Consider the following 19,131-nt stretch of genomic DNA (forward strand, 5'->3'; position numbering starts at 1 on the left):
AAAATGGTTGAAGGCGTCAACGAGCCCACGCTTTGCGCAGGAACCCGGCCATATCCGCCCAGGCAACACCGGATTCAGGTAAAGCCGTTGAGGTCTGGAACACGTGCCACATGCCTTCATAGACGATCAGGTCAACCGGGACCTGCGCGTCCAGCAGCCTGCGCTGCAGCCTTGCCGCATCGCTCAGAAACAGGTCGCGCGTTCCGGTGGTCAGAAGGATGGGTGGCAGACCGGGCTTGATGGGCCCGTAAATCGGAGACGGTCCGGGGTCATTCAAAGTCAGATCGCCCACATACTCTCTGGCAGCTGCCGCAAGGCTGATCGGATAGTCGATGATCGGATCCTGTCCGGACATCACCGTGTAACTGTCCCCGGCCCCGGACACATCGGTCCAGGGCGACAACAGCGCTGCGGCTGCGGGCATGTCGAGCCCCTCTGCCTGAAGCTGTTGTAGGGTCGACAGGATCAGACCACCCCCCGCGCTGTCACCGTAAAAGGCCAACTGGTCCGAGGGGTATTCGGTCAGCAGCTCTCGGTAAACGGCCATCACACGGTCACGCGACGCGGGAAACGGGGCCTGCCACGCAAGGGGATAGCGCACCGAGAGGATACGCACCCCAACCGCCTGTGCTGCTGCCAGAGAGCTGGTTTGCGCAGATTCGGGCGAGAAAAACACATGCGCGCCGCCATGCACGTGGATTAACAAGTGATCCTTCAGCGCAGGGTTCAGATCGGCCGGTGTGATCAGCAGATGATCCGCCCCATCGATTGTGCTTGTTTCAACCGTGGCCGGGAATTGCTGAAGTGCCGCGGCGACGGCCTCTGCGGTGCCTTCGGATAAAGCTTGAAACGCGTCCGCATAGCTCAGCCCGCCCAACGTCGGATCGCGACTTGGGTCAAGCGCCTGCAATTCCGCTGCCGCCTGCGCGCTGATCGTCGTCGGCGGCGTGACATCCAGCGCGGCAACCGATGTTGCCGCCCCCAATGCCATCACCAGTGACACCGCGGTATGACCAACCCTTCGCATCAGATTTTCGACAACATGCCCGCGGGCGTGTTGACCACCATGTCGGAAATCGCGTCCTCGCCGACACCGACGTTGCGCAAGAGCGGCACGACGTAGTTGGAAATCCGAGTATAGCCGACCCCGCCAAAGGTGCGCAGGTGGTTCTTGGCATAACAATCCTGGCTCAGGACGATCTGCTTGGAATAGCCCTGCTGGACCAGGAAATAGACCATCGCCATGACCTCGACATCGCTTTGACCGCCATTGCCCTCGAACGCGTTGGGCACGTCACCGTCCAGCAGGAATTCGAAAATCTCGAAGCCCACCCAGGTGCCGAATGTATCAAAGCTGAGCGTATAGCCCTGATCCAGAATACCCTTGAAGAAATCCAGATCGACGACAAAGCGACCCTCGGGGTTTGTCACCTGATTGCGCAGGTTGTCGTTGGTGACGAAGGACTGCATGTGAGCAAAGACAGTGCGTTCTGGCGTGGCCCCCATTGTCTTGAGATCACGATGGACCTCTTCGGCCTTGGGCTGATCGAATTTCGACCCGTGGTGGATCGTGTAAGGCAGCCCGCATTCCTTTTGCGCGTTGATGATCGCCTGCGCGGCACGCTGTTCGTTTTCGTCCCAGTAGTTCGGAGCGGTTTTCAGATGTCCCGCCTTCACCCCCGACGTGCCGAACCCTTCGTTCACATGGCCCAGAAACGTCTTGGTCAACTCATCGGTACTCATCTCAAGGGCTTCGTCATACCAGAATGTGCCGTCACCGCCATAAAGCCCGGTCGAACAGATCAGGTTCACGCCGGTCTGTTCGCTGAGGTCTTTCAGAACCAGATGATATTCCGGCCCCTGGTTCTTGCCCCAGGGCGAAACCTCAAGGATCGTCTGACCGCCCACCTGTTTGTAATAGTTCAGCTCGTCGATCATCACCTGCCGGTCGCGCAGGGACCAGGCATCGCGCATGAAGGCGTAGCCGCCCATATTCATATAGCCCAGATGCTTCATCTGCACCGGCTCTTCCGGGTCGGCGGCGAAATACTTGACCTTGTCGATTTTGTCGAAATCGGGCTTGGTCTCGTAGTAGTAGCCGGTGAAATCCGAATAGATATGCTCGTGCATGAGCGTAAAGCCCAGATCTTTGGCGGGCACGGGCCCGCGCACGGTCATCACAGTGCCGTTTGCAGGATCGCCTGCAGCCAGAACCGGGGTTGCGCTGGCGGTCAGGGCGGCAGCGCCGACACCTGCGGCAAGTTCCAGAAATTCACGGCGAGATTTGTTGTAAGTGGTCATCGTCAGATCCTTTGTTTCATGAATGCGCGGCCCCGGAAGGGACCGCAAAACAGGCCGAACAGATCAGGTGTCGCGGTTGATCAGTTCCTGGTACCAGTCGCTGGGCAACCGCTCGACCGGCTTGACGCTGTCGTCTGGCAGGGCTGGGAACGGCGTTGGATCAAGGAAGCGGCGGATCACGTTTCCGGTGATGCTCGCCACATCATTCTGGCGGTCATTTTCATGCAGCGAGCCGCACCACGAGATAGACGAGGACGAGAAGACCGCCCCGCCGTTGGGGCCTTCGAAAAAGACGATATCGGCGCGGGTGGTCGTTTCCCGTTCAGGGGCCGGGCTATGCGACAGGTTCAGCGCCATGGTGCCCATCTGGGTCTCTTCAATCAGACCTGGGATCGCGTTCGAGCTGCCAATGACAAGCGCATGCCGGGGCGTGCCAAGGTCAAAATCGGCCTTGTCGAATTCGTACCCGCAAGCGCCGGGCTGATTGTTGTCGACGCCGTAGGCACCAAAGTTCTCGCCCTCGGTGCAGCCGTCAAAGATCCAAGACGCGCGCGGGTTCTCGGCATCGGCGGTTTTGTGGAAATCGGTGCAACCGGTAAAGACCATGCCCGACATGTTGACGCCAAAGACACTCTCAAGCCGCCGGTCGCTTTCCCAGAAACCACCGCCGCGCAACCCGTTCTCCATCACGCGTTCAGACCAGAGCGTGTTTTTGCGGTACTCGATCGCGCCCTGCGCGCTAGGATGCGGGCTGACCGACCAGAACCAGCCATTGCCGCCCAGATACATCATGCGCCCGCCCTGCGCCTGATATTCGACCACGGCATCCCATTCCGCGTGGCTGACATATTCGGGATGCGCCCCGGTGATCACGCAATCATAACCTTCCAGCAGCGAGACGCCCTCCTGATGCAGCAGTTCGTCGGTCAGGATGTCGACCGCGATCCCTTCCTTGTCGAGGAAATCGATCAGATGCGTATCAAGCGTGAAGTTATACGCATTCCAGCCGGGCTTGAGGTTCAGCATCGGCCGCAGATACGAGGCATAGTTGCACGAGGTGCCGTCCAGATGGGTGTTGTAGAACCCATAGACATACTCGCGGTTGTTGATGATGAAATTCAGGTCATCCTGATTGGCCGGAATGCCTGAAAACGCATCGGGCTGCAGCACCGCGTACAGCATGTTGGTATAGGCCAGCATGTTGTATTCGGCGATATGCAACGCCAGCTTCGCGGTCCGCTTACCCTTGGGCGGGCTGACGAAAAAGGTGATGTATTCGACAAAGTCACCCTGTGTCAGCCGCGCCGCATAACAGCCCGATGGCAGATCGGACGGAATGGTATAGGCAAAGCTGGTCTGCCACTCGGCATCGTGCAGGTCGTCGGCGTGAAAGTGCATCGCATCAAAGGGCGTCGCGTCCTTGGTCCAGTCCTGCGATTTGAAATCCGAGAACGGGCCGAACACCGCGCGCAACGGGGTGTTGATCACCTCGGCTTCCAAGCGGTTTTGCGAAAGATCAGCAGTGGCCAGCATGCCGATGCCCTGGCTGAAATCCAGATCCAGCATCGCACGCGCGGCCAGATCGCCGGGCAATTCCTCGGCCCGCATCCGGTCGATATCCGCACCCCAAAGCGCGCCGCTGATCACGCGCGGGTCGGCGATGCGTCCGGTAAAGGCCCCTGCGGCCACGTTATGCCGCCCTGTGCCGGGACCGCCGTCCGCAGCAGCCACGCGCAGCAGTCCTGTCTGCGGCACAGGGCCGGAAAACGCGGTCTCGCCCACCTGACGGCGGGCCGAGAACCGATCACCGGCGCTGATCGGCATATCCTGCAAAATGACCCGCAGCAGCCCCGCCTGCGCATCATACATCCCGGCCACATAGGCAAAATCCCACTGGCGCACCGCGCCCTGCGTGGTGGCTTTGGTCATGTTCCCCTTGTCGGCCACGAGAAAGCTGACGCGCCCGTCGTCTTCCAACAGCAGCGCCCAACCGGTTTGCGAAACCGCATCATAGCGCGACACCATGTACTGCTCGGCCACCGTGCCGCCAATGCTGGGCGAGGTGATATAGGCTGCGTTCGGATCGATCTCTTCGCTGAAATCGCCGGGCAGGAAGGTGGGCAGGACATAGGCGCCTACGGTAAAGCTGTTCAGCCCGTCCAGCGCACTTGCGTCAAGAACTTCGACATAGGACCCGTTGTTAAGGGGTTGTGCGATGCCATCATAGGTGCCTGCAAAATCGGCCTCAACCGGGCGCAGATCGAAACGGTCCTTGTAAACGGACAGATTGTCGGCGTTGAAAATGCGAACCAGATCAGCCTCGAAACTGTCATTGTTGAAAGCGCTGACCTTGAACTCGACCCGATCCCCGGGGCGGCAACTGAGGCGCGAAGGATACCCGATCAGAGTTCTTTCAAGCCCCGGTTCGGCCTGTTGGGCCGCAGCTTTTGTTGCGACCGTGGTTGCAGCAGCGCCCAACATTGCAGGAGACGCGGCCATACTCATGGACGCTTTCAAAAAGCCACGGCGGCTCAGTTGGTCGGAATTCAAAGCAGAAGTCTTTTGGGTCACGGCGATTTGTCCAGATGGATTGCAGTACGATTGGCGTAGGCCAATCGCCTGGCAAAAATCACATCAGGCCAAGGCTTTAAAAGCCAGTTTCTGCCAAAATGAAGAGTACCGGAACAAACACCGGCCTCGATTTACCAAAAGTCTGTTGTCAAACATCAGCACCCTCGCCAATCTGTTGCCGCCATTCGCTACAACCGCTGCTCTAGATGTTGGGCGAACAAGTAGCTTTCAGGGTTCTGTTGCGAAGTTTTAAATGGCCACGTTGATAGCTCTATACCGGCGGGCTAAGCAGCCAGTTCTGCAAATTGCCGAAATGGACAGATTCCCGGCGTGAGTTGCCCTATGCGGATCATGTTGGCAAATTCGACTCCGTCCAGCGTCACTGCTGCTGATGCGAGTACTTTGACCCCCAACATCGGTCACGTCCGCCGCTTGATAAAACGGTGGTCCTGTTCCACGATATTGTTGAGATACTTGCGCCTCACCATTTCGATTGGAATTGGGCAGCCAAAGCCTCTCAGCATTTTGTTACTAACCATAATGCCGCCGGCGTTGGCGCCGCTTCTATAGACAACGGTCTTTCGAGGAAGTCCACCGCCCCCAACATGTTGTGCGAAAAATTTCAAAGCGGCTGACTTATTTCGACGTCGCGAAGGTGTGAACTCAATTGGCTGGCCGTTGACAAGAGAAACGATCCCTCGGATCATTTTCCGATCTTCTTGACTGTCCACGGTTCGACAAAGGCGGAGAGATGCGCCTGGAGCTTTGATACAAGTCTCCTCCATTCTTCAGGAGCGGTCACGTCGTGCCTTTTGACGACGCGCTTCTTGAGCAATGGCGTACGAGTTTGCCCGACCCACGATTGAGCGCCAAGTGATCAACCTATACGCCGCGCTTCGCCATGAGTTGTTGAAGATCCCGATCAAAACACTGTTGCCGACTGAAAAGAAAGCGGCGAACAGGGTCAGATCCTTCAGATACGACACACCGTTGAAAGAAGTTACAGACCAACCTCCGATCAGACAAACCGGTTCGGCGCACTGGTCCTGGCACTACAAAGGCCAAAGCTCGAACATGTGAGAAAGATCGCTTCGAATATATCGAGGTAGGTCTGCAAACCAATGGCGGGTTTTCTATCTAAAACTAATCCCACTAGGTTCATGGAGCGCATTATTTAATGCTTTTGCGCATTAGGTAAGAGAAATAGGTGTTTTCTAATTATATCTGATAAGTATCGCTTATCATGTATGATTGATTTTGCGAGGAAAGTGATCCAGACTGCGGGTCATGACAGCCAAAGAACACACACCAGCACGCTATCTACCAGCGACCTCCCCTGCCCTCTCGACTGCAGATCAGGAGGCGCTCACCGATCTCTACGTGCGGGGCACGCCCACTAACACATTGCGGGCTTATGAGCGCGATCTGCTCTATATCACCGCTTGGAAGACTGCGCGCTTCGGCAGCGCATTGGACTGGCCAGAATCCGAACCCACCGCCCTCGCCTTCCTGCTTGATCACGCGCGGGATCTCAGTGACGCGCCAGAGGAGGGCATCGCGCGTCAAACAGCAGAAGCGCTCATTATGCAAGGGTTGCGTAAATCCCTCACCTGCCCGGCGCCGTCCACGCTGGACCGCCGTATCGCCTCCTGGCTGGCCTTTCACCGGATGAAAAACCTCACCTCCCCCTTTGGCACGCCACAGGTAAAACAGGCCCGCGCCAAGGCGCGCCGGGCGGCTGCAAGGCCCCCTGCCCCGAAATCGACCCATCCGATCACCCGCGATATTCTGGAGCAGCTGCTGGCCACCTGTACTGGCAGCCGCCGCGATTGCCGCGACCGGGCCCTCTTGATGCTGGGTTGGGCCTCTGGCGGCCGACGGCGGTCGGAACTCACTGGGTTGCGGCGCGCGGATGTGTCCTGCAGGGAGTTTGACAAGAAAGGCCTGATCTGGATCTCACTGCTGGAGACCAAGACGACAGCCAAAGGTGAAACGCCGCGGCTGGTGCTGAAGGGGCGCGCGGCGCAGGCATTGGTGTTTTGGATCGAGGTTGGAGAGATCGAGGATGGGCCTCTGTTCCGCCCCATCTCCAAGGCCGACCACGTGCTGAAACGCCGCCTGTCTCCGGATGCAATCTATCAGATCGTCAAACACCGGCTAAAACTGGCCGGGCTGCCGGAAGACTACGCCTCACCGCACGGGCTGCGCTCGGGGTTTCTGACCCAGGCCGCGCTCGATGGCGCTCCGATCCAGGCCGCCATGCGCCTGTCCCTGCACCGCTCTTTGGCTCAGGCGCAGAAATATTACGATGACGTCGATATTGCGGAGAACCCTGCAACGGACTTGTTGGGGTAATCGTGCAAGAAAACCGCCACACTTTTGTTTGGCGGTTTTCTTGAGATAGTCGGTTTTAAAGAATCTTACCCGTGGGTAAGAGCGTCCTCTTCCTGCAGGTCTTCGATCAAAGTTGCGATGGCTTGTTCCAATTTTGCCCGGTCCACTCGGGTGAAATCCAGATCGTAGCGCAATTCGATCCGTCCACTGGAGGCAGAGCATTTCGCGACCCCTGCCCGCCCCGAGACCTGAAACGTTGTCTTCGCGCGGCGTGTCTTGCTTGATGGGGTTGCTATCGGTTTCTTCGCTGCACCCGCCCCGGACGTCACAAAGGTCCGCAAGATTGCCACTTCATGCGCACCGTCCCGATCCGGTTCGGCCATCAGCGCGTTGCTGACCTGACGGATCAAACCCGGATTGGCGTCGAGTTTGCGTTTTAGCTCGACCCCCAAATTACGCGGGATATCGTTGGGGTGCATTAAAACTTTGTCCAACATCATCAGCAAGCTGGCGAAGGCGCGGATGTAGCTCCGTTTGGTGTAACTGGCAGACTTGAACAGGATCGCAACCGCCTTGTCCACATCCGAGCAGTCATTCGCAGGATCTTCAGTAAAGGCCCTAGCCAGCGCACCCATTTCGGCAAAAGAGATATCCTTACGGATCAAGTTTTCATCGACCATACGTCGGTAGCTGTCATTCAGAACAGTCGCATCCGAAATACCTGCCGGAATTTTGGCGTAGATGCTCTCACCTGTTTCCTCGTGCAAAGCGCGATACGCAGACAGTCGGCGCATGCCCTGGATCAAATCAAAGCGGCCATCGGATCGGCGTTCAAGCTGGATCGGATTCGACAACCCGATATCCCGTATGGAATCCTTCAACTCCTCCAGTTCCGGATCCGGTCCGACCTTGCGATCACGTGTCAGTTTTTCGGTGACAACATCCGCCAGTGCCACATGCTCGGTCACCAACCCTTCGGATCGCAAGCGCACCAACTCATGCGCAAGACGATCATTTTCGGCACGGATGGTTTCCTCAGTCGATTGTTGGTCACGCAGTGCATTCGCGTTTTCCGAGATAGCGGTCGCCATCGGGCCGCGCCGCTTTTCCAGCGCTTTGTCAGGGACCTTGCCGACCGGGATATCGTCCATGGGTGGGATGTCGATATCAAACATTCTGCGTTTACGGCTCATGCGTCATCCTCCAGTTTATCCCAGGCCGACAACATCACGCCCCGAAATTCCTCATAGACGTTATCAAAAGTCGAGCGAGCGCGGCGCCAGGTTTCTCGTGTCATCTCCCGGTAATCCATCTCGTAGACCGAACTCAGAAAGCGCCCCGATTGCTCGACGGCGCGGGTCATTTCCACGGGATGTTCTGCGACGTGTTCGCCAAAGACTTTGCGGAAGGCATCAAACATGGCCAAATGCAAGGCGTTGCCCGGTTCATAGCGCGTCAACAAAAACCGCAGTTCGCAGAAGGTTTTCGGCAGGCCGATCTTACCCGTGGGTAAGGTCTGGTCAAACCCATAGGCCAAATCCTCGAGCGCCTCAGCCAGCTGACCGATGAAAGATGTGGTCGAGTCATATTCCCAGTAGCCTGGTCCCGAAGGGACATAGAGCATATCGGCCGCGAACACCGCGTTCATCGACTGGTACCCAATCGCTGGGGGGCAATCAAACAGGATCAGGTCATAAGCATCATCGGGGATCTGATCCAAATATCGCGACACCGCCGCAAAGAAGGACCATTCGGGGTTCAGGTGCCGGTATTGTGCTGAGGCAAATTCGACAAAGGCCGCGTTGGCACAGGAGGGAACCGCATCGATAGTGGACCAGGAGGTCTGCTTGATGAAGTCGCCAATACGCAGATCGCCAAGGCCCATATCGGTGATTGAAGGTGGCAATTCGCGGCGGGGCAGGGCGGTTCCGGATTCAGCCGCAGCAGAGCGGCTGTTCATTCTTTCCGTCTCGCGAATCAGATCCCGCGCCATGATGCCCCAGACGGTAAAGTCCTCGGTAACATCTGTCAGGCCCATCGAATGGCTCAGCGTCGCTTGTGGATCGAAATCCACCACCAACACGCGGTACCCATCCAGAGCGGCCGCATGGGCCAGATGCAGCGCGACAGTGGATTTGCCCGCACCACCTTTGAAATTGGCGACCGCCGCCCGAATGGCGCGCTTGCCCGTGGGGCGGGGCGGCATCAAGGATTTGCGGTTCACCTTCAGCCGGCGACGCAGCTCATTCACTTCCTCCAGACTGAACCAACGTTGACGCCCATCAGGCTCAACTTCCCCACCGGGCAGCGACGGGTCGGCGGCCAGCTTGCCGCGAAAGGTCGATTGGTTGACCTTAAAGATCAGTTCGGACACCTCCCAACTTGAAAACCGCCGGAGGGTCTTTTCCATTTCAGGACTGAAGGTCTGCTGGCGAATCCAACCCTGTAGTTTGAGGGACTGGTTGCGCAATGCGTTCAGGTCTTCGTGCGTGTACATGCCTCGTATCTCATCCTTTGGGACGCTAATTTTTATATTTTTCCTATTTACGCCGGATTTGCGATTTAGGCAAAAGAAATTATGATAAGAGTGAAGTCTTACCCACGGGTAAGAATACAAGGCCGATCGGCGCTCTGATTGATTCGAAAGGCATACCGGCCGTAAACGCGGGAACTCATGGTTGACCGCGCAAGATTTAGGGGGGCACGAGTCTCGGTAATGCCCCATATAGGGGGGCAAAAGAGGCCAATAGGGGGGCAGCATGGGTGTCCCCCATCACCATTACTTCACCATATTTCTTTTTGTAATTTGAATTGGAATTGCCCGTAAAACGGACTCCGCTCAGACTCAGCTTGACAGAATCGTTGGATTGGACGCTAATTAGGGCAACACGATGAAAAGCGTTGGGAAACGGCGCAAGACTGGCGGTGAAACACCGCATGAGGTGGACAGAGCGGTGAAAACGAGCATGCAGGTTGCAAAACCGGTCGGGCGAAATGCGCCTGCCCTGAAATATGACATTCTATCAGCGCTGGCTGTTCACGCGTTATCGGGTGACAAGCATCGTCAGCGCAGCATTCTGCGTATAATTGCCCTGATCACAACCCGCTACAACTGGCGCAACAATGAGTTGTCGATCGGACGGGAAGAAATCGCCAGGCTCTGGTCGGTGAATGAACGCACTGTAAAGCGCGAGATGGCAAAGTTCCGTGCCACGGGATGGGTGACTGTCAAACGCCCTGCTGCCCGCGGGCGCGTTGCTGTATACGAGCTTGATCTGAAGCAGATCATGATCGACACCGCCGAGATCTGGCCGGTGATCGGGACGGATTTCCAGGCTCGAATGATCGAGGAACCGGAAGCTGAGACCAACATAGTTCCGTTCAAGGTTAAACTCACACCGCCAGATGCAACAGAAACCGATGTTTGGACACAGGTTCAGTCGATCTTGCACGGTCGTGATCCTGAGCTTTGGGCCAGTTGGTTCCAGCATCTGTCCGAGGCTGACAGGGCAGGGGGGATGGTAACGCTGATTGCGCCCTCGCGGTTCATGGCCGACTATATTGCTCAAAAATGGTCAGGACGTCTATTGGCCGCCTATTCCCGGGTAGACCCCGAGATACGCAACCTGCGGTTTGAAGCAGCGGAGTAGGTGTGGTTCCGTTGCGCGTTTTGACATAACGCTGGTTGGGTTTGCGCGCTGCGCCCATCAATAGCACTGGCTGCAGAAAAATTTCAGAAAGATTGGGAACATCCTTCGCTTTGACCTACCCGTCCAGCGATCTCTGCAAAAAACTGAATGCCTGAAGTCGCCTTAGGGAATTGCTGTTCTCGGATCGAGTTCGAGACTTGAAGCCACACATATACAGAAAACACCGCTTTACGAACTGATGATCCTGCTCTCTTCCGCAATGTCGGCCGCGTCGGCTTTCAGCAGGTTTGCACCCGAATCTCCATTCAAACCAAGATCAACAACATAACAAAGCCATTCCGAGAGCCGAGCTGTCCGTAGCGCGACCACGCCTGCATGCCCGTCCGGAATTGGTAACATTGTCGATACCACCGCGGGCCATGTTAACTTTTGCCAATGTGGACCTCTTTCGACACGCGCGCTACGTTTCGGTGACAAGGGGATGCTCATGTGGCTCGTATTTTTTCAGATGTTGGTGGTTGTTGCTTTGGCAACGGCGGTTCATGCTGAAAAACGCGACTATGTCGATCTCGCTCAACGTGGCTGGGGGTATGAGCTGCGGTCCACTATGTTGGGCCGGGACCTTGCGATACCAGTTCACATCAATGGCCGAAATCTGGCCGGGGCTTCGTTATGTCTGGTGGGTGAGCCGCCTCATCCTCAGACTCTGGCGACCCTGAAGGCCTTTAACGCCTTGCTGAAGCACAGTTTTGGACACCCCGCGCCCATGCGGTACGCTGGCCTGTCAGCGAGAAATTGCGGAACGGGCCGAACAGTGGTTTTGCGACTGTATTCCGGATACCCGCCAAACCGCGAGCTGTCGTCGGATCTGGACTGGCTCAGTGAAATTCATCAGCTCGGGTTGCCTGTCGGACGCAGATATGTGGTGACGTCGCCGGCAATGGCGCAGACCTTCTTTGGCCGTCGGGGGCAGGGGACGCATATTATGGTCAAGCAACCTGCCCACCGTCGACCCGACCTGCTGGAGACGGCCTTTCACAAGTCGATCCTGATTGAAGAATTGTTCCAGTCCTACACGTTCGGGATGGATATTCTTTTGTACGACAAAGCGTCGGGGTTTTTGTCTAAACTACAGGAAACACCGGTGAATCTACAAAGGCTACCGTGGAGCTCGCATGATTTCATGCGCGCTTTGCTAAGCTCAAATCCTGAAGGTCTGTGCGCCTTTGACGTTTTCATGATGCACGCCATTGCGCAGGCGCCTGTCGATCAAACAATTGATCCGGGTTTCATCGATTACATCACCAGCCAATATGACAATCTGTGGGCGCAGGCCGATGCCACGCTGGCAGATCCGCAGTTTTCGGTTTTGTTTGATGAAGGCTGTACCACGGCCGTTCAGGTTCAAAGGTAATACCATCGGGTATATTTTGCTGGATGGGGGACTCCGGTTAGCTTGTTTGGGGGCAACGCGACCCAATACAGGCCGCAGGGAGGACCTATGGACACCAGATCTGAAAACCGGCCGCATACGGTCGCGGAGCTGTCCGGGTACTTGTCGCGGGGGCTTGTCGGGCATGAACATCTGGTTGAATGCCTGTTGATCGCGCTATTGGAAGGCGGGCATCTGCTGGTCGAAGGCTCGCCAGGTTTGGCCAAAACCCGCGCGGTGAAGTGGTTGTCAAACGCGGTGGAAGGAAGCTTTGCCCGCATTCAATGCACCCCTGATCTGATGCCTTCGGACGTAACCGGCACACCTGTGTATCAGCCGCAGGATGGTCGGTTTGAATTTGTTCCGGGGCCGGTCTTTCATACTCTGGTTCTGGTCGACGAAATCAACCGGGCACCTCCCAAGGTTCAATCGGCGCTGCTTGAGGCAATGGCCGAGCAACAGGTTACTGTTGGCAATGAGACCCACCCATTGCCCGATCCGTTTTTGGTCATAGCCACGCAGAACCCTATTGAACACGATGGGACCTTTCCGCTGCCCGAGGCGCAGTTGGATCGGTTCCTTCTGCATGTCGTCCTGACCATGCCGGATCTGGAAACGGAGCGTCAGATTCTGGATCTGGTGATCGCCGAAACTCAGGACGGTCCCCCCGATGTTGTGCGAATGACCCTTGAAGCACTGCGATTGGCGCGTGCTGAAACCCGCGCCGTATATCTGGCACCGGAATTGCGGGATTACATCGTGCGGCTGGTTTCGGCGACACGCGAAGGGCAATTCGCCGAGCATGTCGAACATGCGGTTTCTCCACGCGGATCGCTTGCGTTGGCCTCTGCCGCGCGCGCGCGCGCATATCTGCGGGGCCGGGACTTTGCCTTGCCCGAGGATGTCGCGGCGGTGGCCCCGGACGCGCTGGCGCATCGGATGGTTCTGACATGGCGGGCCGTCGCGGATGGACGAAAGCCGCGCGAACTGGTCGCGGATATCCTGAACGCGGTCGAACCGCTGTGACGGGCGCGCTGTCACATGCAGGCGTCAGCCTTTCCACCAAAGCCTTAATTGCGCTGAGGCGCGTTGCGTTGTCAGACAGTGCCACCCCCCCTGTTGCAGCTTTGCCCGGCGGTTTCCTGACCCGTAAACGCGGGCAGGGTATCGAGGTTGCAGATGTGCGGGAATATGTGGCTGGCGACGATATCCGTCACCTTGACCGGGGTACTACGGCGCGGACCGGGCGTATGCATATCCGCCAGTTTCAGGAAGAACGTGACAGGGTGTCCTTGCTGATTGCCGATTTTCGCGCGCCCATGTTCTGGGGTTTGCAACGCGCGTTTTTATCGGTCGCAGCCGCCGAAGCCTTGGTTCTGATCGGATGGCATCTGGTGCAGAACGGCGGACGGGTTGGGCTTTTGGCGATCACGGCAGATGCACCGGTGATCATTCCGCCACGCGGTCGGACCCGGGGCATGCTGGACGTGATTGGCGGATTGGTGCAGGCGCATTCACATAGTTTGTCGGCCCTTCAATCGGGACAGGATGACGGGCTGACTTTAGAACAGGCCCTGACGAGCACTGAACGTCTGACGCCGCCCGGGTCAGAAGTAATCATCGCCTCGGGTTTTGATCAGCCCGGAGACGATCTGGGGGACCGATTGAGCAGGCTTGCGCATCGCCGAACCCCGCGCCTTGTTCTGATCACCGAAAGCAAAACACACGAAATGCCCAGCGGTTGGTACCCGATCCGCCTATCGGATGGCCGTCAAAAGCGTGTGTATTTGTCCGGCTCAGGCTCAGCGACTGACACCATTTACCGACAGGTCGCCAGACACCCTGCGCTGGTCCTGAACGCCAGTGATCCGGTCGAGGATACGGGCCGGCGTATTTCTGTGGCGCTTGCGGAACGGTATGTCGCATGAGCGAGACCGCCCTGTCCGAAGCCGCGATGCTGACCAGCCTGAGGGATATCCGCCTGCCCGTCGAGGCACCCGGAGGGCTGCTGGCCGAGCTTGTGTTGACAGCAGGTATGGCGGCACTGGCTGCAGTATGTGTTGTTGCGGTTCTGCGTTTGCTCAGCACGAAACGCAGCGAGGCGCAAAGTGACAGGCCCGACTGGTCTGATGACCGACGCCGGATCGCCCTGCTACATCTTCTTCGCAAACAGGATGCCAAGCGGTACGCGGCGCTCAAGGGTGATCTGTACCGCCCCGGTGGCGGGCCGGATCTGGCCGAGCTAGAGGAGGAGGTTGCGCGCCGTGTTTGAGCTGGCCGATCCTGCGGTACTGGTTTTGTTGCCTCTGCCCTTGTTGATCGCACGTGTTCTTGTTTCCCGACCTGTGCTGGAACGCGGTTTGCCCGTTCCCGACCATATCGGCGACATATTGATCGCAGCCGAGCCAAAACGCAGTGCGCGTCGTCGTGTTTTCGCAGACAGGGTGTTGCTTTGGGCGATGTGGGGGCTGACTCTGTTCGCGCTGTCCGGCCCGCGTGAGTTGACGCCGGTCAGCGCCCTCAAGGTGTCAGGCCGTGATCTGGCCATTGTGCTGGATTTGTCCGGGTCGATGGTGCGAGATGATTTTTTTCTGGATAACCGCCAGATTACCCGGTTGGAGGCCGTCACCACTGTGGGTGCGGACTTTGCCCGACGCAGGGGCGGGGACCGGGTGGCATTGATCGTGTTCGGGTCCGAGGCGTATTATGCGACCCCCTTCACCTTTGACACCGAGGCGGTCGCCCTCCGGATCGAAGAGGCGAACATTGGCATCTCGGGACGGGCAACAAACATCTCGGACGGTCTTGGTCTTGCGTTGAAACGTATGGCTGACAGTCAGGCGGCGTCGCGCGTCGTGATCCTGCTGTCTGATGGTGTAAACAATGCTGGCGCCACCAATCCGCGCGGCGTTGCCGAGCTTGCCAATGGAATGGGAGTTCGCGTGCACACCATTGCGCTGGGGCCGAAGGACCTGGAAAGCGCAAATTTTGGTGAACGCGGTGTGGTGGATGCGGCCACGCTACGCGCAATTTCCGAGATTTCTGGTGGCGAGAGTTTTCGGGTCAAGACGACCGATGATCTGATCAGCGTGACACAGGCACTGGACCGACTAGAGGCGACAGACAGCGCCGGTCTTTCAGCCGAGATTTATCGCGACTACTGGACCTGGCCTGCCGCGCTTGCCGCTGCGCTGGCCCTCTTCGCGGTCTGGAGGCGGGAGGGATGAGCGAACTGGACTTCACCCTCCTCCGACCCGGTTGGCTGATATTGCTGCCAGGGTTGGCGCTTGCAGGCTGGTGGGTTCTGTCACGCGCCGGGGGTTTTGGTGATTGGGACAGGGTCGCGGACCCGCAACTGATGCGCGCCATGGCGGTCATCAGTCGGATTGAGGCAGCCGCCACACCGCTGCCTCTGATCGCGTTGCTTTCTGTTGTAGGGATATGTGTCATCGCCCTGTCGGGACCGGCGGTCGAGCGGCGGGATGCACAGACCTATCGCAATCTGGATGGAGTTTTCTTTGTCGTTGATGTCTCGGCCAGCGTGACGGAAGACGCACGGTGGCCGCAGATGCTGACGATGGGCCGCTTTGGGGTAGGAGCTTTGGGCTCGCGGCCGGGTGGGATAATCGTCTATGCCGGTGATGCCTATGTCGCCACGGACATGACGACGGATCACAGGCAGTTGGGTCAGACCTTTTCGCTGATCGATGCCGATACGGTGCCGGACAAAGGCTCGCGGCCCGAACGGGCACTGGCCCTTGCCGGGCAGCGGATTCAAGATGCGGGTGTCTTGGCGGGTGATATCGTTCTGTTTTCAGACGGCGCGGGGTTGGGGCCTGCGTCGCTGCAACAGATCGCAGCGCTTGTCGATCACGGTGTGCGGGTTTCTCTGGTGGTTTCGGACGAGACGTCCGCACAGGCGCAGACCCATGCCAGCGTCGGGGGCGGGACGATTTTCACGCTGGATCAGACGGATGATCTGGGCCGATGGCTGTCCGATGATGTCTCGACACGGCTTGAGAAAGCCGAGTACTCGGTTCTGTTCTGGCACGATCTGGGACGATACGTGTTGGTGCTGTCGCTGTTTCCTCTCTTGTTTCTGTTCTGGAGGGGGCAGGCATGAAGTGGCTCGCCATATTGGGCACTGCCCTTGTTATGCTTGCGTTTGCGTTGGGCGGGACTGCACCCTTCGGCCGGGTCGGGCTTGCGCTGGGGTTGAATGCTGTCGCGGCCCGCGCCTTTCAGGATCCTGCGTGGCAGGGTGTGGCACTGTATCGGGCGGGTGATTTCGACGCTGCGGCACAGGCATTCGACGCAGCGGACGATTTCTATAATCTGGGCAATGCCAAAGCGCATAGCGGACGCATCGCCGCCGCGCTTGAGGCCTACGATCAGGCGATCAAGCGCGGCGATCCGGATGCGCAGGCGAATTTTGACGTTGTGGCGGCCTATTATGCCGGTCTGCAGATCGACCCGGCGGCGCTTGGCTTGTTTCCAGAGCGCAAATTCGGACCAAAGGCGGACAGTTTCATTGCGCGCGGCGATGCGCGCGCGGCCGGAACAGGCAGCGAGGTTACCAATTCCAACACCATGCTGGGTCTGGCCGAGCTGGACAGCCGGGGGCGCTTGGGCGTTCGGCGTATCTTTGATGACAAGTTCATGGTGGCGGATGGGCGTTGGCTGAATCAACTGTCGGATGTACCGGGTGAATTCATGGCCGCGCGCATCGCGCAGGAGCATACACGTCGTGCAAAGCTGGGCTTATCTCCGCCAGAGCCGGAGGACCCGCGATGAAATGGTTGATCCTGATCGGTCTGCTGATCCCTGTTCAGGTGATGGCACAATCGAAAACGGTACTGCCGTCCGAGCTGTCGATTGAAGTGTCGATCGACGATAACAGTGTAACGCCGTTCACGCATGAAATGATCCTTGTCACAATCAGGGGCATCTACGGGCGTCACGTTACGCGAGAACAGCTGATACAGCCTGATTTCGACGGTTTCAGCTGGGCGCAACTGGGACCGGACAGTTGGTCGGAAGAACGGATCGATGGTCGGAACTTCAAAGTGTTTACCCGAAGCATGGCGATTTATCCGGTGCGCCCGGGCAAGCTGACGATTGGAAGGTTCACACACAATCTGACCCTGACGGATGAGAACGATAATTGGTTCGGACACGCAATCCAGTCAGAGCCGCTGACCATCGAGGTGGCCGAGGCGCCTGCAACGGCGGGCTGGTGGTTTCCTGTGCGAAATCTGAAAATCTCGGATCAGTGGTCGAATGCTCCGGATCAGCTGTCGCCGGGCGAAGGTGTTTTGCGGATGATCCGGATTGAAGCACTGGGTGCAACGCCGGAAATGATTCCGCCCATGCCAGAGCTGCGCTCACCCTCGGCCATGATCTTCGCCCATCCTGAAAAACGACTGGTTGAGCTGACCCCTGAAGGCCCTGTAACCTATGCGTTCTGGCGGTGGACGATCCGCCCGACCAATGACACGTCAGGCATCGTGGAGCCCTTGCAGTTCAGCTATTTCGACACAATTGAACGCGAGGACAGAGAGGTCACCATTTCCGCACAACGCATTGCCTATGGAACTGTGTCAGGTCAGGATGCTTCACCGCAGACAACACCTCGCCCCCCTGAAGCACTGTTGCCCGGCTGGCCCGCTGCCATGCTGGCCGTTGCAGTGTTTCTGATCGGTGTAGGAGCAGGCATGTCGAAACATCGGCTTATAGGTTGGCGTGCACCGGCGCGTTTCAGCTTTTTTGACCCGCTTGCCTGGCAGTTGCGGCGCTTTGCAAGAACCGGCCAGGTTGCAAGGCTGCGCCAGACCGCAGCGGCGATGGTTCTGCGCGATGTTGTGTCAGAAACGCGTCGTGAACTGATCATGGAATTTGACCGTCGCTACTTTGATCCCAAAGCATCTGGGCTTGATCTGATGGATTTCGCCAGACGGTTTTTGCGGGCTGGTGGATACAGGGCTTCAGGGCGGTGACATTATTTTGAACAAACGCTCCCCCGTCATTTTCAGGTATCAACTTGAAACAATTCGGATTTGCTGTACCTTCCCCCTCGGAGGAGAACTAATGAATACGGTGGGGTACCCCAAAGCGGTGGGCCAGGTTTCCAACGTTTTGATTGTGGATGATCATCCACTCTATAGCGATGCATTGGCCGCTGCGCTGGAGCTGAGTTTTGAGGAATGCCGTATCAAAAAAGCCAAGACGCTCAAGCAGACCTTTGAGGTGCTGAGCGGAGGATTCAGACCAGATTTGATCATGTTTGACCTGAAGCTGCCCGATGTGACCGGCATTTCCGGATTCCAACAACTTCGGGAACGATGGCCCTCGGTGCCCGTTTTGGTGATTTCGTCGCTTGCATCGAGCGAACTGGTGCGATCGCTGATCGAGCATGGCGCGATGGGCTTCCTGCCCAAGGATGCCTCGGCGCAGACGCTGAAACGGGTCATTGGCGAGATTGCAGCCGGACGCAGGTATGTCCCTCCGGAATACAGCCAGGTAGAGGAAACAAAATCGGCTAAAGCCGATGTGTATGAGTCCAGCCCGGAACTTTCGACTCTGACGCCACAGCAGGTTCGTATTCTCAAACTCATTTGCGTCGGCAAATCGAACAAACAGATCGCTTATGAGCTTTCTTTGGCTGAAGCGACGGTCAAGGCACATATCACCGCGCTGTTGCGTCGACTTGGCGTTCGAAACCGGACCCAGGCCGCCGTTCTGGTCGACTCGGTACTGGCACGGCGGGCGCGACATGAACCGGAGGTTAAGTCCTTTCTGCAGCACTGAAGGTCACATATGCAAGAACTGGAGCAAGGACCAAAG

At 57.7% G+C, this 19,131-nt stretch carries 17 protein-coding genes and 1 pseudogene; 12 read left to right on the forward strand and 6 right to left on the reverse strand.

Annotated elements, in window-relative coordinates; genetic code table 11:
* Positions 1-16: 16 nt before the first annotated feature.
* From HW561_RS12850 to HW561_RS12860, 3 genes are all read right to left on the reverse strand, one after another.
* The gene (locus HW561_RS12850; RefSeq protein ID WP_176865352.1) at positions 17-1,027 is read right to left on the reverse strand and encodes an alpha/beta hydrolase fold domain-containing protein; all 1,011 of its coding nucleotides are present in this window, start codon (positions 1,025-1,027) and stop codon (positions 17-19) included.
* Complete coding sequence (locus HW561_RS12855) at positions 1,027-2,301, reverse strand: phosphotriesterase family protein (RefSeq protein ID WP_176865354.1); 1,275 nt, start codon at positions 2,299-2,301, stop codon at positions 1,027-1,029. The genes HW561_RS12850 and HW561_RS12855 overlap by 1 nt, the downstream gene beginning before the upstream one ends.
* Positions 2,302-2,364: 63 nt before the next feature.
* The gene (locus HW561_RS12860; RefSeq protein WP_176865356.1) at positions 2,365-4,806 is read right to left on the reverse strand and encodes a N,N-dimethylformamidase beta subunit family domain-containing protein; all 2,442 of its coding nucleotides are present in this window, start codon (positions 4,804-4,806) and stop codon (positions 2,365-2,367) included.
* On the opposite strand from HW561_RS12860, the gene HW561_RS12865 reads away from it, so the two are divergent.
* Positions 4,805-5,125 carry a hypothetical protein gene (locus HW561_RS12865; RefSeq protein WP_176865358.1) on the forward strand — a complete coding sequence of 107 codons (321 nt, stop codon included), beginning with the start codon at positions 4,805-4,807 and terminating at the stop codon, positions 5,123-5,125. The two genes, HW561_RS12860 and HW561_RS12865, sit on opposite strands and share 2 nt — an antisense overlap.
* 31 nt (positions 5,126-5,156) lie before the next feature.
* Here HW561_RS12865 and HW561_RS12870 read toward each other — a convergent pair.
* Positions 5,157-5,891, reverse strand: a pseudogene (locus tag HW561_RS12870) (DDE-type integrase/transposase/recombinase).
* A 268-nt stretch (positions 5,892-6,159) separates the two neighbouring features.
* Here HW561_RS12870 and HW561_RS12875 point away from each other — a divergent pair.
* Positions 6,160-7,227, forward strand: a complete 1,068-nt coding sequence (locus HW561_RS12875; protein ID WP_176865360.1) for a tyrosine-type recombinase/integrase — start codon at positions 6,160-6,162, stop codon at positions 7,225-7,227.
* Positions 7,228-7,292: 65 nt separating this feature from the next.
* On the opposite strand, the gene HW561_RS12880 is transcribed toward HW561_RS12875, so the two are convergent.
* Together HW561_RS12880 and HW561_RS12885 are read right to left on the reverse strand one after the other, a co-directional pair.
* Positions 7,293-8,399: a ParB N-terminal domain-containing protein gene (locus HW561_RS12880; protein WP_176865361.1), complete on the reverse strand. Its 1,107-nt coding sequence runs from the start codon at positions 8,397-8,399 to the stop codon at positions 7,293-7,295.
* Positions 8,396-9,703: an AAA family ATPase gene (locus HW561_RS12885; RefSeq protein ID WP_176865363.1), complete on the reverse strand. Its 1,308-nt coding sequence runs from the start codon at positions 9,701-9,703 to the stop codon at positions 8,396-8,398. Before HW561_RS12885 ends, HW561_RS12880 begins: the two co-directional genes overlap by 4 nt.
* A gap of 394 nt (positions 9,704-10,097) precedes the next feature.
* Between HW561_RS12885 and HW561_RS12890 the strand changes: the two genes are divergently transcribed.
* From HW561_RS12890 to HW561_RS12935, 10 genes are all read left to right on the forward strand, one after another.
* Entirely contained in the window at positions 10,098-10,856 is a 759-nt protein-coding gene (locus HW561_RS12890; RefSeq protein ID WP_235962889.1) for a DnaA N-terminal domain-containing protein, read from the forward strand.
* Between the two features lie 487 nt (positions 10,857-11,343).
* A complete protein-coding gene (locus HW561_RS12895; RefSeq protein ID WP_176865365.1) occupies positions 11,344-12,270 on the forward strand; it encodes a hypothetical protein in 927 nt (308 codons plus the stop codon).
* Positions 12,271-12,357: 87 nt separating this feature from the next.
* Positions 12,358-13,314 carry an AAA family ATPase gene (locus tag HW561_RS12900; protein ID WP_176865367.1) on the forward strand — a complete coding sequence of 319 codons (957 nt, stop codon included), beginning with the start codon at positions 12,358-12,360 and terminating at the stop codon, positions 13,312-13,314.
* Positions 13,239-14,216, forward strand: coding sequence for a DUF58 domain-containing protein (locus HW561_RS12905; protein WP_176865369.1), 978 nt, complete (start codon positions 13,239-13,241; stop codon positions 14,214-14,216). The genes HW561_RS12900 and HW561_RS12905 overlap by 76 nt, the downstream gene beginning before the upstream one ends.
* Positions 14,213-14,560, forward strand: coding sequence for a hypothetical protein (locus HW561_RS12910; RefSeq protein ID WP_176865371.1), 348 nt, complete (start codon positions 14,213-14,215; stop codon positions 14,558-14,560). Before HW561_RS12905 ends, HW561_RS12910 begins: the two co-directional genes overlap by 4 nt.
* The gene (locus tag HW561_RS12915; protein ID WP_176865373.1) at positions 14,553-15,515 is read left to right on the forward strand and encodes a VWA domain-containing protein; all 963 of its coding nucleotides are present in this window, start codon (positions 14,553-14,555) and stop codon (positions 15,513-15,515) included. The genes HW561_RS12910 and HW561_RS12915 overlap by 8 nt, the downstream gene beginning before the upstream one ends.
* Positions 15,512-16,411 carry a vWA domain-containing protein gene (locus HW561_RS12920; protein ID WP_176865376.1) on the forward strand — a complete coding sequence of 300 codons (900 nt, stop codon included), beginning with the start codon at positions 15,512-15,514 and terminating at the stop codon, positions 16,409-16,411. The genes HW561_RS12915 and HW561_RS12920 overlap by 4 nt, the downstream gene beginning before the upstream one ends.
* The gene (locus tag HW561_RS12925) at positions 16,408-17,082 is read left to right on the forward strand and encodes a tetratricopeptide repeat protein (protein ID WP_176865378.1); all 675 of its coding nucleotides are present in this window, start codon (positions 16,408-16,410) and stop codon (positions 17,080-17,082) included. The genes HW561_RS12920 and HW561_RS12925 overlap by 4 nt, the downstream gene beginning before the upstream one ends.
* Entirely contained in the window at positions 17,079-18,284 is a 1,206-nt protein-coding gene (locus tag HW561_RS12930) for a BatD family protein (protein ID WP_176865380.1), read from the forward strand. Before HW561_RS12925 ends, HW561_RS12930 begins: the two co-directional genes overlap by 4 nt.
* A gap of 91 nt (positions 18,285-18,375) precedes the next feature.
* Positions 18,376-19,095 carry a response regulator gene (locus HW561_RS12935; RefSeq protein WP_176865382.1) on the forward strand — a complete coding sequence of 240 codons (720 nt, stop codon included), beginning with the start codon at positions 18,376-18,378 and terminating at the stop codon, positions 19,093-19,095.
* Positions 19,096-19,131 lie beyond the last annotated feature (36 nt).

Source organism: Ruegeria haliotis (assembly GCF_013377785.1).
Taxonomy (GTDB): Bacteria; Pseudomonadota; Alphaproteobacteria; order Rhodobacterales; family Rhodobacteraceae; genus Ruegeria; species Ruegeria haliotis.

Coding starts and splice junctions, on each gene's coding strand:
- HW561_RS12855 (WP_176865354.1), bottom strand. CDS start 2,301: ATGACCACTTACAACAAATCTCGCCGTGAATTTCTGGAACTTGCCGCA.
- HW561_RS12880 (WP_176865361.1), bottom strand. CDS start 8,399: ATGAGCCGTAAACGCAGAATGTTTGATATCGACATCCCACCCATGGAC.
- HW561_RS12875 (WP_176865360.1), top strand. CDS start 6,160: ATGACAGCCAAAGAACACACACCAGCACGCTATCTACCAGCGACCTCC.
- HW561_RS12920 (WP_176865376.1), top strand. CDS start 15,512: ATGAGCGAACTGGACTTCACCCTCCTCCGACCCGGTTGGCTGATATTG.
- HW561_RS12925 (WP_176865378.1), top strand. CDS start 16,408: ATGAAGTGGCTCGCCATATTGGGCACTGCCCTTGTTATGCTTGCGTTT.
- HW561_RS12890 (WP_235962889.1), top strand. CDS start 10,098: ATGAAAAGCGTTGGGAAACGGCGCAAGACTGGCGGTGAAACACCGCAT.
- HW561_RS12935 (WP_176865382.1), top strand. CDS start 18,376: ATGAATACGGTGGGGTACCCCAAAGCGGTGGGCCAGGTTTCCAACGTT.
- HW561_RS12910 (WP_176865371.1), top strand. CDS start 14,213: ATGAGCGAGACCGCCCTGTCCGAAGCCGCGATGCTGACCAGCCTGAGG.
- HW561_RS12895 (WP_176865365.1), top strand. CDS start 11,344: ATGTGGCTCGTATTTTTTCAGATGTTGGTGGTTGTTGCTTTGGCAACG.
- HW561_RS12865 (WP_176865358.1), top strand. CDS start 4,805: ATGGACGCTTTCAAAAAGCCACGGCGGCTCAGTTGGTCGGAATTCAAA.
- HW561_RS12900 (WP_176865367.1), top strand. CDS start 12,358: ATGGACACCAGATCTGAAAACCGGCCGCATACGGTCGCGGAGCTGTCC.
- HW561_RS12850 (WP_176865352.1), bottom strand. CDS start 1,027: ATGCGAAGGGTTGGTCATACCGCGGTGTCACTGGTGATGGCATTGGGG.
- HW561_RS12905 (WP_176865369.1), top strand. CDS start 13,239: ATGGCGGGCCGTCGCGGATGGACGAAAGCCGCGCGAACTGGTCGCGGA.
- HW561_RS12860 (WP_176865356.1), bottom strand. CDS start 4,806: ATGAGTATGGCCGCGTCTCCTGCAATGTTGGGCGCTGCTGCAACCACG.
- HW561_RS12930 (WP_176865380.1), top strand. CDS start 17,079: ATGAAATGGTTGATCCTGATCGGTCTGCTGATCCCTGTTCAGGTGATG.
- HW561_RS12885 (WP_176865363.1), bottom strand. CDS start 9,703: ATGTACACGCACGAAGACCTGAACGCATTGCGCAACCAGTCCCTCAAA.